Source organism: Nocardiopsis sp. CNS-639 (assembly GCF_000381685.1).
Classification (GTDB): domain Bacteria; phylum Actinomycetota; class Actinomycetes; order Streptosporangiales; family Streptosporangiaceae; genus Nocardiopsis; species Nocardiopsis dassonvillei.
In genome coordinates, this window is sequence record NZ_KB906868.1 from 60,334 (window position 1) to 74,542 (window position 14,209).

Genomic DNA, 14,209 nt, shown 5'->3' on the forward strand with positions numbered 1-14,209 from the left:
GCGCTGACGCGACGGCGCGTGGAAGGGGACGGACGATGGCTGCCAGCGACAGCGGGCCCGAGGGCGCGGAGCACGTCGAGATCGTCGAGGTGGGGCCGCGCGACGGCCTCCAGAACGAGGAGAGGACCCTCCCGGTCGAGGACCGCATCGAGCTGATCGACCGCGCGGTGGCCGCCGGGGTGCGCCGGATCGAGGCGGTCAGCTTCGTCAACCCCAGGCGCGTCCCCCAGATGGCCGGGGCCGAGGAGGTCATGGCGGGCGTCACGCGCGCGCCGGGGGTCTCCCACATCGGGCTGGTCCTCAACCGGCGCGGCCTGGACCGCGCGGTGGCCGCGCGGGTGTCCGAGGTCAACGTCGCGGTGCCCGCCACCGACGGGTTCTGCGTCCGTAACCAGGGGTGCACCGTCGAGGAGATGCTCGGCACCCTGGCCGACATCGACGCCGCGCTGGAGGGCACGGGCATTCCGCTGAGCGTGACCGTCTCCACCGCGTTCGGCTGCCCCTTCGACGGCGAGGTGGCGCCCGAGCGCGTGGTGGAGGTGGTCCGGCGCATCGCCGACACCGGTGCGGTGGAGATCGCCCTGGCCGACACGATCGGCGTGGGCGTGCCCCGCCAGGTGACCGCACTCGTGGCCGCCGTCGGCGAGGTCGCGGGCGGACGCGCGCTGCGCTGTCACTTCCACAACACCCGCAACACCGGTTACGCGAACGCGCTCGCGGCCGTGGACGCGGGAGTGCGGGTGCTCGACTCCAGCCTGGGCGGATTCGGCGGTTGCCCGTTCGCCCCCGCCGCCACCGGCAACATCGCCACCGAGGACCTGCTGTACGCGCTGCACCGCAGCGGCCTGCACACCGGGATCAGCCTCTCCGGGGCCGCCGCCCTGGGCGGGTGGATGGGCGAGCGCCTGGGCAAGCAGCCGCCCGCCTACCTGGGCCGCGCCGGGGCGTTCCCGGCCTGAGGCGCCGGTGTGGTGTTCGTCGCCCGGCCCTCGCAGTCCAAGGACCCGGACCTCGGGGCGCACGAACGGTTTCCGCGCGCCGCCGCGCTCCCCGAACCGCTGTGGGCAAGGCGATCACGCTGGTGACGGGAGGGAACCCGGGGGTGTACGGCGGTGTCCCCGGGTGTGGACATCCGGGGTGCCTGTTATCCTGGTGCCCCGTGGAGTCCGGCGGCCGGAGCGACGAAGCCAACCGCCCGCAACCGGACCGCCGCACGGCCGCTCAGCCCGATCCGAGCCCGCCGTAGCCACTCAACCCACGGGAGCACCACTTTGGCATCCGCCGCGAGTACCAAGCACCTTTTCGTTACCGGCGGCGTCGCCTCCAGTCTCGGTAAAGGCCTGACCGCTTCCAGCCTGGGACGACTCCTGAAGTCGCGCGGCCTGCGGGTCACCATGCAAAAGCTCGACCCCTACCTCAACGTCGACCCGGGGACGATGAACCCCTTCCAGCACGGCGAGGTCTTCGTCACCGACGACGGGGCCGAGACCGACCTGGACGTCGGCCACTACGAGCGCTTCCTGGACACCGAGCTGTCCGCCACGGCCAACGTCACCACCGGCCAGATCTACTCCAGCGTCATCGCCAAGGAGCGCCAGGGCGCCTACCTCGGCGACACCGTGCAGGTCATCCCGCACATCACCAACGAGATCAAGGCGCGCATCTACGCGATGGACGCCCCCGACGTCGACATCGTCATCACCGAGATCGGCGGCACGGTCGGCGACATCGAGTCGCAGCCCTTCCTGGAGGCGGTCCGCCAGATCCGCCACGAGATCGGCCGGGACAACTGCTTCTTCCTGCACGTGTCCCTCATCCCCTTCCTCGGCCCGTCCGGCGAGATGAAGACCAAGCCCACCCAGCACTCCGTGGCCGCCCTGCGCAGCATCGGCATCCAGCCCGACGCCATCGTGTGCCGCTCGGACCGCCCCATCACGCAGAGCCTGAAGTCCAAGATCAGCCTCATGTGCGACGTGGACGAGGCCGGGGTGGTCTCCACCCCCGACGCCCCCTCGATCTACGACATCCCCAAGGTCCTGCACCGCGAGGGCCTGGACGCCTACGTCGTGCGCCGCCTGGGCATGCCCTTCCGGGACGTGGACTGGACCGAGTGGGACGAGCTGCTGCGCCGCGTGCACCAGCCCGACCACGAGGTCACCATCGCCCTGGTCGGCAAGTACATCGACCTGCCCGACGCCTACCTGTCGGTCAGCGAGGCGCTGCGCGCGGGCGGTTTCGCCACCGACACCCGCGTCAACATCCGCTGGGTGGCCAGCGACAACTGCGCCAGCCCCTCCGGTGCCGCCTCCGAGCTGGACGGCGCGGACGGCATCCTCATCCCCGGCGGCTTCGGCGTGCGCGGCATCGAGGGCAAGATCGGCGCCATCCGCTACGCCCGTGAGAACGGTGTGCCGCTGCTGGGCATCTGCCTGGGCCTGCAGGCCGTCGTCATCGAGTACGCCCGCCACGTGCTCGGGCTGGAGGGCGCCAACAGCACCGAGTTCGACGACAAGGCCGCCGACCCGGTCATCGCCACCATGGCCGACCAGACCGACGTCGTCGCCGGGGAGCGCGACATGGGCGGCACCATGCGCCTGGGCATGTACCCGGCCGCGCTGGGCGAGGGCACCGTGGTGCGTGAGCTCTACGAAGGCAGCGCCGAGGCCTCCGAGCGGCACCGCCACCGCTTCGAGGTCAACAACGCCTACCGCCCGAAGCTGGAGGAGGCGGGTCTGGTGTTCTCCGGGCTCTCCCCGGATGGCAAGCTGGTGGAGTACGTCGAACTGCCCCGGGACGCCCACCCGTTCTTCGTCGCGACGCAGGCGCACCCGGAGCTGCGTTCCCGCCCGACCAAGGCCAACCCGCTCTTCCGCGGACTGGTCTCGGCGGCCCTGGAGTACCACAACTCCTGATCCGAGGGGCCGGGCGGGGCACGAGGCCTGAGAGGCGAGAATCCATGCCCAGTGACACCCACCCGGCCCTTCCCACGGGGGCGGACGCGAAGGTCGCGGACGCCCCCGAGTCGTGGCCGGTGGAGCGGTCCGAGGAACGCTTCCGCAGCGCCAAGTGCGGCATGCGTACGGACTGGGTGCGCATGGTCGGCAGCGACGGCGGGGGCACGACCGTGGCCGCCCGCGACTACATGGAGCACCCCGGCGCCGCCGCGGCCCTGGCCCTGGACGCCGACGGCCGGGTGCTGCTCCAGCGCCAGTACCGCCACGCCACCCGGCACACCCTGTGGGAGCTGCCCGCCGGTCTCATAGACGAGGAGGGCGAGGGGCCGCTGCGCACCGCCCAGCGCGAACTCGTCGAGGAGGCGGGGCTGCGCGCCGGGCTCTGGCACGAGCTGGCCGAGTTCTTCCCCTCGCCCGGGTTCTCCGACGAGCGCATCCACGTGTACCTGGCCCGGGACCTGTCGGTGGTGCCGCCCGAGGAGATCGGCTTCGAACGCGAGCACGAGGAGGCCGACCTGGTCGCCGAGTGGGTGCCCCTGGAGGAGGCGGTCGCCCTGGTCATGGCGGGCAGGCTGCACAACGGCGCCACCGTCATCGGCGTCCTGGCCGCCCAGGCCGCCGCCGCGGACGGGTTCGCCTCCCTGCGCGAGCCCGCGGAGGACTGACCCGTGGCCGACCGGGCGGGAGAGGAGCAGGACCCGCTGGCGCGGGTGTGCGCCGCCTTCCTGGACCACCTCAGCGCGGAGCGCGCCCTGGCCGACAACACCCTCGCGGCCTACCGGCGCGACCTGCGGCGCTACCGCGCCTACCTGGCCGGGCACGGGGTCCTGTCGCCCGAGCGGGTGGGCCCCGCCCAGGTGGGCGACTTCCTGCGGGCCCTGCGCGAGGGCGACGCCGACCACCCGCCGCTCGGCGCCGCCTCGGCCGGACGGGTCCTGGCCGCCGTGCGCGGCCTGCACCGGTTCGCGGCCCGCGAGGGCTGGACGAATGTCGACCCGGCCGCCGAGATCTCCCCGCCCGCGCCGCCGATGCGCCTGCCCAAGGCGGTGCCGCTGGCGTCGGTGGAGCGCCTCCTGGACGCCGCCGGACCGGTCGGGGCCCCGGCCTCCGGCGACCGCGCCGGGCTGCTGGCCCTGCGCGACCGGGCGCTGCTGGAGGTGCTCTACGGCACGGGCGCGCGCGTCTCCGAGGCGGTGGGGCTGGACGTGGACGACGTCGCCGACGCGGTGGAGGGCGACGACGCCGTGGGCCTGGTGCGCTTCCGCGGCAAGGGCGGCAGGGAGCGCGTGGTGCCGCTGGGCTCCCACGCCCGCCGCGCGCTCTCGGGCTACCTGGTGCGGGCCCGGCCGGGTCTGGCCGCCTCCGGCCGGGGCGGTCCGGCGCTGTTCCTCAACGCGCGCGGGGGCAGGCTCACCCGGCAGGGCGGCTGGGGGATCCTGGCGGCCGTGGCCGAGCGCGCCGGGGTCGAGGGCGTCTCACCGCACACCCTGCGCCACTCCTTCGCCACCCACCTGCTCGACGGCGGAGCCGACATCCGGGTCGTCCAGGAGCTGTTGGGACACAGTTCGGTCACCACCACGCAGATCTACACGCTGGTGACGGTCGAGCACCTGCGCGAGGTGTACGCGTCGAGCCATCCCCGGGCACGGCGCTGAGCGGGGAGGCCACCACGGGGGTCCGCGCGCGGTGCGAAGCGGAACAACCCGGTTGGAGGCTCCGATTTCCCCCAGGGGCGCAGGCGTGGGATTCTACCCGTACGTTTTGTTGAAGTGCGTCGTGTCGGCGTTCTAGAGTCGCCGCGCGGAGGTACGTTGCTGTCGACATATTGAGTTTCCGACGGCGGCCAGGGACAGGGGCGCGCGGCATCCCTAGCCGTGGCCGATCCGTAGGGGAGGTCAAGGGTTGTGAACTGGGACAACGAGGCTGCGAACACCGCACCTGTCGGCGAGGGGGAGCTCGCCGACCCGGTGACCAACCCGTGGGGGACGACACGCAACACGGGGGCTAACCTGCACACCTCAAGACCCGAGCGAGCCTATCCGGAGCCCGGGCCCGTAGATGAACACGGCCCGGCACGGATTGTAGCACTCTGTAACCAGAAGGGTGGGGTCGGCAAGACCACCACGACGATCAACCTCGGCGCCGCCATCGCCGAGTACGGAAGACGGGTGCTGCTGGTCGACTTCGACCCGCAGGGCGCGCTCTCCGTCGGCCTGGGCCGCCTCGATCCGCGCGAACTGGACCTGACCGTCTACAACCTGCTCATGCAGCGGGACGTGACGGTCGAGGACGTCCTGCTCAAGACCGACATCGACGGCCTGGACCTGATCCCGAGCAACATCGACCTGTCGGCCGCGGAGGTGCAGCTGGTCGGCGAGGTGGCGCGCGAGCAGATGCTCGGCCGCGCGCTGAGACCGGTCATCAACGACTACGACGTGGTCCTGATCGACTGCCAGCCCTCGCTGGGCCTGCTCACCGTCAACGCGCTCACCGCCGCGGACGGCGTCATCGTGCCGCTGGAGTGCGAGTTCTTCGCGCTGCGCGGTGTGGCACTGCTGATGGACACCATCCAGAAGGTCCAGGAGCGGCTCAACGAGGACCTGGTCATCGACGGCTTCCTGGGCACCATGTACGACCCGCGCACGCTGCACGCGCGCGAGGTGCTGTCCACGATCATCGACGGCTTCGGGGACAAGGTCTACGGCACGGTCATCAACCGCACCGTGCGCTTCCCCGACGCCACCGTGGCGGGCGAGCCCATCACCAGGTTCGACTCGTCCTCGGCCGGGGCCAACGCCTACCGGGAGCTGGCCAAGGAGGTGCTGGCGAGGTGGCCTCTCAGCGGTCACGGCGTGTGACCCTACCCGGGGCGGACGAACTGTTCTTCCGTCCCAGCGGCACCGAGGAGGTGCCGGAAGAGACCGAACGCCAGCACAAGGCACCGGAGCAGGGCAGCAAGGGCAGCAGGGGCGAGGCTCCGTCGCGCTCCAACGGCACCAACAGGGGCACGTCCGCCGTGAAGGCGGCGCGCGCGCCCAAACCGAGCGGGCGCCAACGCCACGACGAGAAGATCACCGTCTACATCTCCGGGCCCGAACTGCTGGCACTGGAACAGACCCGGCTCTCGCTGCGCGCCGAGCACGGGCTGTCCGCCGACAGGGGCCGCCTCGTCCGCGAGGCCGTCGCCGTGCTGCTGGCGGACTTCGAGGAGCACGGACCGGCCAGCATGCTGGTACGCAGGCTGACCGAGGACTGAGGGCACGCGCACCGGTACCGGAGGGGGTGCCGGTTCGATGACGGAGGTGCCACGGGTGTCACCGGCGGGTTCTGGCCGGTGACACCCTTGTCCCATGAGGAAGACGACGCGGGGCCGGTGCCATGGGGGCTGAGGGAACGTCGGCGGACACCGTCGCGGAGGTGGACGACAACGCCTTCCAGGTGCACCTCGACAACTTCGAGGGGCCCTTCGACCTGCTCCTCGGGCTGATCGCCAAGCACAAGCTGGACATCACCGAGGTGTCGCTGTCCAAGGTCACCGACGAGTTCATCGCGCACATCCGGGCGCACGGCGACGACTGGGACCTGGACCAGGCCAGCAACTTCCTGCTGGTCGCGGCGACCCTGCTGGACCTGAAGGCGGCGCGCCTGCTGCCGCGCGGCGACGTCGAGGACGAGGCCGACCTGGCCCTGCTGGAGGCCCGCGACCTGCTGTTCGCCCGGCTGCTCCAGTACCGCGCCTACAAGGAGGTCGCCTCCTTCATGCGGGCGCGGCTGGCCTCGCAGGGGCGCCGCTACGCGCGCGCCGTCCCGCTGGAGGAGCGCTTCGCGGGGCTGCGGCCGGACGTGCTGTTCAAGCTGGGCCCCCAGGAGTTCGCCGCCCTGGCGGGGATGGTCTTCACGCCCAAGGAGCCGCCCAGCGTCCCGGTCACCCACATCCACCAGGCCAAGACCTCGGTGAAGGAACAGGGCGAGCTGATGGTCGCGGAGCTGCGCGAGCACGGACGGTTGACCTTCGCCCAGCTCACGGCCGCCTGCACCGGTACCTTCGAGGTCATCGCCCGCTTCCTCGCCCTGCTGGAGCTGTACCGGGCCGCCAACGTGGGCTTCGACCAGCCCGAACCGCTGGGGGAGCTGATCGTCTCCTGGACCGGCGGCGAGGGCGAGGTCGAGCTGGAGAGCGAGTACGACGAGGCCGACGGCGCCGGGGACACCGGCGGCGGGAGCGGGCCGGGGGAGACGGAGGAGCGCGGATGAGCGTCCGGGACACGGTGGGGAACCCGACAACGGAGGACCCGGCAGCGGGGGACGCGGCGGCCCGGGAGGCGGTCGGCGGAGAGGCCGCAGGGGACGGGACCGAGGTGGGCGCGCAGGGCGCCCCGGCCACCCTGCGCCGCGACCTGGAGGCCGTGCTGATGGTCGTGGACCAGCCGGTGTCGGAGTACGACCTGGCGCGGGCCATGGACGTGCCCGTCACGGTGGTCGTCGGGGTGCTGGAGTCGCTGTCGCGGGAATACACCGAGCAGGGCCGGGGTTTCGACCTGAGAGCGGTGGCCGAGGGGTGGCGTGTGTACACGCGGCCCGAATGCGCCGACGTCGTCGAGCACTTCCTCCGGGAGGGGCAGGAGGTGCGGCTCACCCAGGCCGCGCTGGAGACGATGGCGGTGGTGGCCTACCGACAGCCGGTCTCCCGGGGCAGGGTCTCCGCCGTGCGCGGTGTCAACTGCGACGGGGTTATGCGTACCCTCGTACTGAGGGGCCTGATCGAAGAGGCCGGACACGACTCCGAGTCCGGTGCGCTGCTGTATCGGACCACCTCCTATTTCCTGGAACGGTTGGGCCTGCGAGGCCTCGACGAGCTGCCTGATCTGGCGCCGTTCCTCCCCGACGACATCGAAGGTCTAGACGACACCGGTGAGCACACCTAACAACAGTTCCCGCGGTGCGCGGGACGACGCCCCGCGCGGTGAGCGCGGCGACTACGACAAGCGCGGCGGACAGGGCCGCGGCGACAGCCGGGACCGCCGGGACGACCGTCCCCGCGGCGGGTTCCGGGGTGACCGGGACGATCGCGGCGGACGTGACTTCCGCGGCGGCCGCGACGGCCAGCGCGGTGAGGGCCGCTCCTTCGGCGGCGACCGTGACGGCCGCCGTTCCTTCTCCGGCGGTCGGGACGACCGTGGCGGACGTGACTTCCGGGGCGGTCGTGATGACCGTGACCGTGGTGGCTTCCGCGGTGACCGTGGCCCGGGTGGCGGCCGGGACGACCGCGACCGCGGTGGCTTCCGCGGTGACCGGGACAGCCGTGGCGGGCGCGACTTCCGTGGTGGCCGTGACGGTCAGCGGGACGACCGCCGTTCCTTCGGCGACCGCGACAACCGTGGCGGGCGTGACAACCGTGGTTCCGGTGGCGGCCGCGACTTCCGCGACGGTGGGGACCGGCGTTCGTTCTCGGGCGGTCGGGACGACCGCGGTGGCCGTGACTTTCGGGGCGGTCGTGATGACCGTGACCGTGGTGGCTTCCGCGGTGACCGCGACAACCGCCGCTCCTTCGACGACCGCGGCGGCCGTGACGGCCAGCGGGACGACCGCCGTTCCTTCGGCGACCGCGGCAACCGCGGCTCGGGCGGTCGCTTCCAGGACCGTGACAACCGTGGCGGGCGTGACAGCCGCGACGGTGGGGACCGGCGTTCGTTCTCGGGCGGCCGGGACGAGCGCGGCGGCCGTGACTTCCGTGACCGCGACAACCGTGGCCCGGGCGGACGCTCCTACGACCGTGGCGGACGCGGCCCGGGTGGCGGTCGTGATGACCGTGACCGCGACCGCGGTGGCGTCCGGGGTGACCGGGACAGCCGGGGTGGGCGCGACTTCCGCGGTGGCCGTGACGGCCAGCGCGGCGAGGGCCGCTCCTTCGGAGGCGGTCGCGACGACCGCCGCTCCTTCGGTGACCGCGACAACCGCGGCGGGCGTGACAGCCGTGGCCCCGGTGGCGGACGCGACTTCCGCGACCGCGAGGACCGTGAGGACCGCGACGGCCGTCCCGGCGGCGACCGCTCCGGCGCCAAGCGCGTCACGAGCGAGAACCAGCTCTCCAAGGCGGCCCGCGAGCGGCTCAGCGCCCTGCGCGCCGACTACGACCCCAAGGACGAGGACCACGCCGACGAGGCGCGCGACACCTACACCGACGTCGAGAACGGCATCCGCCTCCAGAAGGCGCTCGCCGCGGCCGGGGTCGCCAGCCGCCGGGCCAGCGAGGAGATGATCGCGGCCGGACGCGTCAGCGTGGACGGCCAGGTCGTGCGCAGGTTCGGCGCCCGGGTCGACCCCGAGTCCTCCGAGATCCGCGTCGACGGCATGCGCGTGGTCACCGCCCCGGACAAGCTGTACTTCGCGCTCAACAAGCCGCGCGGCGTCGTCAGCACCATGTGGGACCCCGAGGGCCGCCCCACCCTGGCCGACTACACCGGTCAGACCGAGGAGCGGATCTTCCACGTCGGCCGGCTCGACACCGAGACCGAGGGCCTCATCCTGCTGACCAACGACGGCGAGCTGGCCAACCGGCTCACCCACCCGCGCTACAAGGTCGTCAAGACCTACATCGCCAAGGTGCCCGGCCCGGTCCCGCACCGTGTCGTGCGCGAGGTGCAGAAGGGCGTGGAGCTGGAGGACGGCCCGGTCGAGGTGGACTCCTTCCGCGTGGTCGACAACGAGCCGCCCAAGGCGCTCGTCGAGATCCGGCTGCACGAGGGCCGCAAGCACATCGTGCGCCGCCTGATGGAGGCCGTCGGCCACCCGGTCGCCGACCTCGCCCGTACCCAGGTCGGCCCGATCGACCTGAACGCCCTCAAACTGGGCACGATGCGGGCCCTCACCTCGCGTGAGGTGAGCGAACTCTACGAGGCCGCGGGCCTGTAGATACAGTTGACGGCGGTCGCCTGCCCGGACACCGGGCGGCGACCGCCGTTCCCTTTTCCCGGGCACGGCACGCTGAACGAGGACGAGGCGGGATCGAACGTGGCGGTACGGGCCATCCGCGGTGCGGTGCAGGTCGACGCGGACGAACGCGAGCAGGTGCTGGAGGCCACGGCCGAACTGGTCTCGGAGGTGATGCGGCGCAACTCACTGGGGACCGACGACGTGATCAGCGTGCTGTTCACCGCCACCCCCGACCTGAACAGCGAGTTCCCCGCGCTGGCCGCGCGCAAGCTCGGCTTCTCCGACGTCCCGCTGATGTGCGCGACCGAGATCGCCGTCCCCCACGCCTTGCCGCGCGTGGTGCGCCTCATGGCGCACGTGGAGACCGACCGGCCGCGCTCCGAGCTCCAGCACGTCTACCTGCGCGGGGCCCAGGCCCTGCGGCTGGACATCGCCCAGTGACGGCATCCACCGGCCTCCGGGCAGGTCGTAGGCTTGGGAGGTAACGGGAACACGTCGGAGGCGGGGGAACAGTGAGCGACAGCAGCGGTGCGCGGGGGGACGGGGAGCAGCGGCTCCCGGTGCGCCGGGTCACGGTGGTCGGCACGGGGCTCATCGGCACGTCGGTGGCGCTCGCCCTGCGCTCGCGCGGCGTGGACGTCGCCCTCTCCGACCCCGACGCCGCCTCCCTGCGCCTGGCCTGCGACCTGGGCGCGGGACACCCCCTGGAGGAGTCCGACGACCCGACCTCGGCCCCGGCCGACCTCGCGGTCATCGCCGCGCCGCCCGCCGTCATCCCCTCCGTGCTGCGCCGGGCCCAGGACCGGGGACTGGCCCACGTCTACACCGACGTGGCCAGCGTGAAGGCGAGTGTGCTGGCCGAGGCCGAGCGGCTGGGCTGCGACATGGCCACGTTCGTGGCCGGGCACCCCATGGGCGGCAGGGAGAAGCAGGGCCCCGGCGCCGCGCGCGCCGACCTGTTCCTGGGCCGTTCGTGGGCGCTGTGCCCCACCGGCAAGGCCGACGCGCAGGCCGTCGCCGTCGTCGCCGAGGTCGCCCGCATGTGCGGCGCGGACCCGCTGGTGCTGGACGCGGCGGCGCACGACCGGGCGGTGGCGCTGGTCTCGCACGCGCCCCACGTGGCCTCCTCGGCGGTGGCGGCCCGGCTGCTCTCGGGCGACGACGCCGCCCTGACCCTGGCGGGGCAGGGCGTGCGCGACGTCACCCGGGTGGCGGGCGGCGACCCCGCCATGTGGTCCGAGATCCTCACGCACAACGCCGCCCCGGTCGCGGAGGTCCTGCACGCGGTGGCCGCCGACCTCGCGGCGACCGCCGACGCCCTGCGCGCGCTGGCGGACCGGCCGGGGCCGAAGGAGGCGTCGGACCGCGTCCTCGCTCCGGTGCACGACCTGCTGGAGCGCGGCAGGACGGGCCACGGCCGCATCCCCGGCAAGCACGGCACGGTACGGCTGCCCGACTACACGGTCATGCCGGTGGTCATCCCCGACGAACCCGGTGCGCTGGGCCGCCTGTTCGCCGCGGCGGCGGAGGCCGGGGTCAACATCGAGGACGTGCGCATCGAGCACACGCCCGGCCTGCCGCTGGGCGTGGCGCAGCTGCACGTGCTGCCCGAGGCGGTGGACACGCTCGCGCGTGCGCTGGCCGCCGACGGCTGGTCGGTGCACCCGGGCCTCTGAGCTCCCCGCGCACTGCGCACGACTGCACGCGACCGAGCGCCAAGTACACACGGGCCACGGGTAGGGTTGGGCGTCGGCAACAGTGAACGCAAGCGGGAGTCAACGGCAGTGAGCGCGCAGGACAGCACCGAGGGCATCGTCATCGCGATCGACGGTCCCTCCGGGTCGGGCAAGTCGAGCACCTCCCGGGGTGTGGCCAGGGCGCGGGAGCTGCGGTACCTCGACACCGGCGCGATGTACCGCGCGCTGACCTGGTGGATGCTCTCCCAGGGTGTGAACGTCAACGACGCCGACGCCGTGACCGCCCTCGTCGACACCCCCGTCATCACCATGGGCACCGACCCCGACGCGCCCTCCGTGGCGGTGGACGGCCGCGACGTGGCCGCCGAGATCCGCGGCAGGGAGGTCACCACCAACGTCAGCGCGGTCTCGGCCGTGCCCGCGGCGCGCGAGCGCCTCGTGCGCACCCAGCGCGAGATCATCGCCGCCGCCAGGGCCGAGAGCGCGGGCATCGTGGTCGAGGGACGCGACATCACGACCGTCGTCGCCCCCGACGCCCCGGTCAAGCTCTTCCTGACCGCCAGCCCCGAGGCCCGCGCCCAGCGCCGCAGCAAGGAGGTCCGCAGCGCCGACGTCGCCGCCACCCAGGCCGACCTGGCCCGGCGCGACGCGCTGGACTCCAGCCGGGCGCACTCGCCCCTGCGCCAGACCGAGGACGCCACCGAACTCGACACCAGCGGGCTGACCCTGGACGAGGTCGTCGCCCTGGTGGTCAAGCTGGCCGACGAGGCCCGCGACCACTGACCCGCGGGGTCGGGCGCCGCCGCGTTCCAGCGGACGGGCGTCCCGTGCCTCCGGACGCCGCCGCGACGGGCGGGCGGTGCACCCCGCGGCCGTAACACCGGACACATTCGTCCCGACAGTCCCTTTCGGGGGAACACAACGACATCCGCGGGGGTTCCTCCCCGTGGCCAGTACACGGGCGCCGTCGGCGCCCGCGTCGATCCGCGCGACCCGGGACACCGGGGCGGGTCGGCCCTTCGCATCCCCGCGGCACGCATCCTGGGCGCGCGGGGACCCAGAACCGGGAGCAGTACATGAGTGACTTCGACATCTCCGACGTCGTCCACGGGGGGACGGACGCCCAAGAGCCCGCCACCCTCCCCGTGGTGGCCGTGGTCGGACGCCCCAACGTGGGCAAGTCCAGCCTGGTCAACCGCATCATCGGCCGCCGTGAGGCCGTAGTGGAGGACGTGCCGGGCGTGACCCGCGACCGGGTCGCCTACGACGCCGAGTGGCAGAACACCAGGTTCACCCTGGTCGACACCGGCGGCTGGGAGACCAGCGTCAGCGGCCTGGCCGCCATGGTCGCCCGCCAGGCCGAGTACGCCGCGCAGACCGCGGACGTCATCCTGTTCGTGGTCGACGCCACGGTGGGCGTCACCGACGCCGACGCCGCCGTCACCCGCGTCCTGCGCTCGACCAAGCGCCCCGTGGTGCTGGCCGCCAACAAGGTCGACGGCAGCATGCAGGAGGCCGACGCCCTCGACCTGTGGCAGCTGGGCGTGGGCCAGCCCTTCCCCATCAGCGCCCTGCACGGCCGCGGCACCGGCGACCTGCTGGACGCACTCGTGGCCGAGTTCCCCGAGCAGCCCCTGGGCGAGGAGGACGAGGGCGAGGACGGCCCGCCGCGCATCGCGCTGCTGGGCCGCCCCAACGTGGGCAAGTCCAGCCTGCTCAACCGCCTCGCGGGTGAGGACCGGGTGGTCGTCGACGCTGTGGCGGGCACGACCCGCGACGCGGTGGACGAGCTGATCGAGCTGGGCGGGAAGATCTGGAAGTTCATCGACACCGCCGGTATCCGCCGCCGGTTCCGGGCCCTCCAGGGAGCCGACTACTACGCCACCATGCGCACCGGTACCGCCCTGGAGCGGGCCGAGGTCGCCGTGGTGCTCATGGACGTCAGCGAGCCCCTCGCCGAGCAGGACATCCGGGTCGTCGAGCAGGTCGTGGAGGCGGGTCGCGGCCTGGTCCTGGCCTTCAACAAGTGGGACATCCTGGACGAGGAGCGCCGGACCTACCTGGAGAAGGAGATCGACCGCCAGCTGGCGCGGGTCTCCTGGGCGCCGCGCGTGAACGTCTCGGCCAAGACCGGGCGCCACATGGAGAAGCTGGTCCCGGCGATCGAGACCAGCCTGAGCGGGTGGAACCAGCGCATCCCGACCGGGCAGCTCAACAACTGGCTCAAGGAGCTGGTGGCGGCCACTCCGCCGCCGGTGCGCGGCGGCAAGCAGCCCAAGATCCTGTTCGCGACGCAGGCGGGCTCGCGTCCGCCGCACTTCGTCCTGTTCACCACCGGGTTCCTGGAGGACAACTACCGCCGCTTCATCGAGCGGCGCCTGCGGGAGGACTTCGGCTTCGAGGGCTCCCCGGTGCACATCAGCATGCGCATCCGCGAGAAGAAGGGCGGCGGGGCCCAGGGCCGCGCCTCCAAGGGCAGCGTGCGTCCGGACCGCAAGCACCGCCGCCGGTAGGGCGTGTCCGGCGGGCGCGCGCCCCGCTGCGTGAGGGGCGGTGTCCTCCGGACGCGTCCCGGCCCACCGGCTCCGCCAGCCCGACCACGGCACGAGGAAGGGGGCTCCCCGC

General features: G+C 72.9%; 13 protein-coding genes. All 13 read left to right on the plus strand.

Translation table 11 applies throughout. The features are described 5' to 3' along the window. Positions 1-35: 35 nt before the first annotated feature. The 13 genes from G011_RS0121125 (at position 36) to der (ending at position 14,097) form a co-directional block, all read left to right on the plus strand. On the plus strand, positions 36-959 hold the full coding sequence (locus G011_RS0121125) for a hydroxymethylglutaryl-CoA lyase (RefSeq protein ID WP_019610215.1): 924 nt from the start codon (positions 36-38) through the stop codon (positions 957-959). A gap of 312 nt (positions 960-1,271) precedes the next feature. Further along, a complete protein-coding gene (locus G011_RS0121130) occupies positions 1,272-2,912 on the plus strand; it encodes a CTP synthase (protein ID WP_081643009.1) in 1,641 nt (546 codons plus the stop codon). Between the two features lie 44 nt (positions 2,913-2,956). Continuing rightward, positions 2,957-3,619 (plus strand): NUDIX domain-containing protein, encoded by a 663-nt coding sequence (locus tag G011_RS0121135; RefSeq protein ID WP_019610217.1) that lies wholly within the window; start codon positions 2,957-2,959, stop codon positions 3,617-3,619. Positions 3,620-3,622: 3 nt separating this feature from the next. Continuing rightward, positions 3,623-4,609 (plus strand): site-specific tyrosine recombinase XerD, encoded by a 987-nt coding sequence (locus tag G011_RS0121140; protein ID WP_019610218.1) that lies wholly within the window; start codon positions 3,623-3,625, stop codon positions 4,607-4,609. Positions 4,610-4,858: 249 nt separating this feature from the next. Further along, positions 4,859-5,812 carry a ParA family protein gene (locus G011_RS0121145; RefSeq protein WP_013152023.1) on the plus strand — a complete coding sequence of 318 codons (954 nt, stop codon included), beginning with the start codon at positions 4,859-4,861 and terminating at the stop codon, positions 5,810-5,812. Further along, entirely contained in the window at positions 5,809-6,210 is a 402-nt protein-coding gene (locus tag G011_RS0121150; RefSeq protein ID WP_019610220.1) for a hypothetical protein, read from the plus strand. The genes G011_RS0121145 and G011_RS0121150 overlap by 4 nt, the downstream gene beginning before the upstream one ends. 122 nt (positions 6,211-6,332) lie before the next feature. Beyond that, positions 6,333-7,208, plus strand: coding sequence for a ScpA family protein (locus G011_RS0121155; protein WP_019610221.1), 876 nt, complete (start codon positions 6,333-6,335; stop codon positions 7,206-7,208). Beyond that, positions 7,205-7,879, plus strand: a complete 675-nt coding sequence (gene scpB, locus G011_RS0121160; RefSeq protein ID WP_019610222.1) for an SMC-Scp complex subunit ScpB — start codon at positions 7,205-7,207, stop codon at positions 7,877-7,879. Before G011_RS0121155 ends, scpB begins: the two co-directional genes overlap by 4 nt. Then, positions 7,866-9,866 carry a pseudouridine synthase gene (locus G011_RS31275; protein WP_019610223.1) on the plus strand — a complete coding sequence of 667 codons (2,001 nt, stop codon included), beginning with the start codon at positions 7,866-7,868 and terminating at the stop codon, positions 9,864-9,866. Before scpB ends, G011_RS31275 begins: the two co-directional genes overlap by 14 nt. A gap of 99 nt (positions 9,867-9,965) precedes the next feature. Next, on the plus strand, positions 9,966-10,328 hold the full coding sequence (gene aroH / locus G011_RS0121170; protein WP_019610224.1) for a chorismate mutase: 363 nt from the start codon (positions 9,966-9,968) through the stop codon (positions 10,326-10,328). 71 nt (positions 10,329-10,399) lie between these two features. Next, a complete protein-coding gene (locus G011_RS0121175) occupies positions 10,400-11,563 on the plus strand; it encodes a prephenate dehydrogenase (RefSeq protein ID WP_019610225.1) in 1,164 nt (387 codons plus the stop codon). A 108-nt stretch (positions 11,564-11,671) separates the two neighbouring features. Beyond that, complete coding sequence (gene cmk, locus G011_RS0121180) at positions 11,672-12,367, plus strand: (d)CMP kinase (protein WP_013152030.1); 696 nt, start codon at positions 11,672-11,674, stop codon at positions 12,365-12,367. 143 nt (positions 12,368-12,510) lie between these two features. Next, entirely contained in the window at positions 12,511-14,097 is a 1,587-nt protein-coding gene (gene der, locus G011_RS0121185; RefSeq protein WP_304412447.1) for a ribosome biogenesis GTPase Der, read from the plus strand. Positions 14,098-14,209 lie beyond the last annotated feature (112 nt).

Excerpts from the sequence above, each read along its gene's own strand:
- G011_RS0121125 (WP_019610215.1), top strand. The coding sequence starts at position 36 with ATGGCTGCCAGCGACAGCGGGCCCGAGGGCGCGGAGCACGTCGAGATC.
- G011_RS0121135 (WP_019610217.1), top strand. The coding sequence starts at position 2,957 with ATGCCCAGTGACACCCACCCGGCCCTTCCCACGGGGGCGGACGCGAAG.
- G011_RS0121155 (WP_019610221.1), top strand. The coding sequence starts at position 6,333 with ATGGGGGCTGAGGGAACGTCGGCGGACACCGTCGCGGAGGTGGACGAC.
- scpB (WP_019610222.1), top strand. The coding sequence starts at position 7,205 with ATGAGCGTCCGGGACACGGTGGGGAACCCGACAACGGAGGACCCGGCA.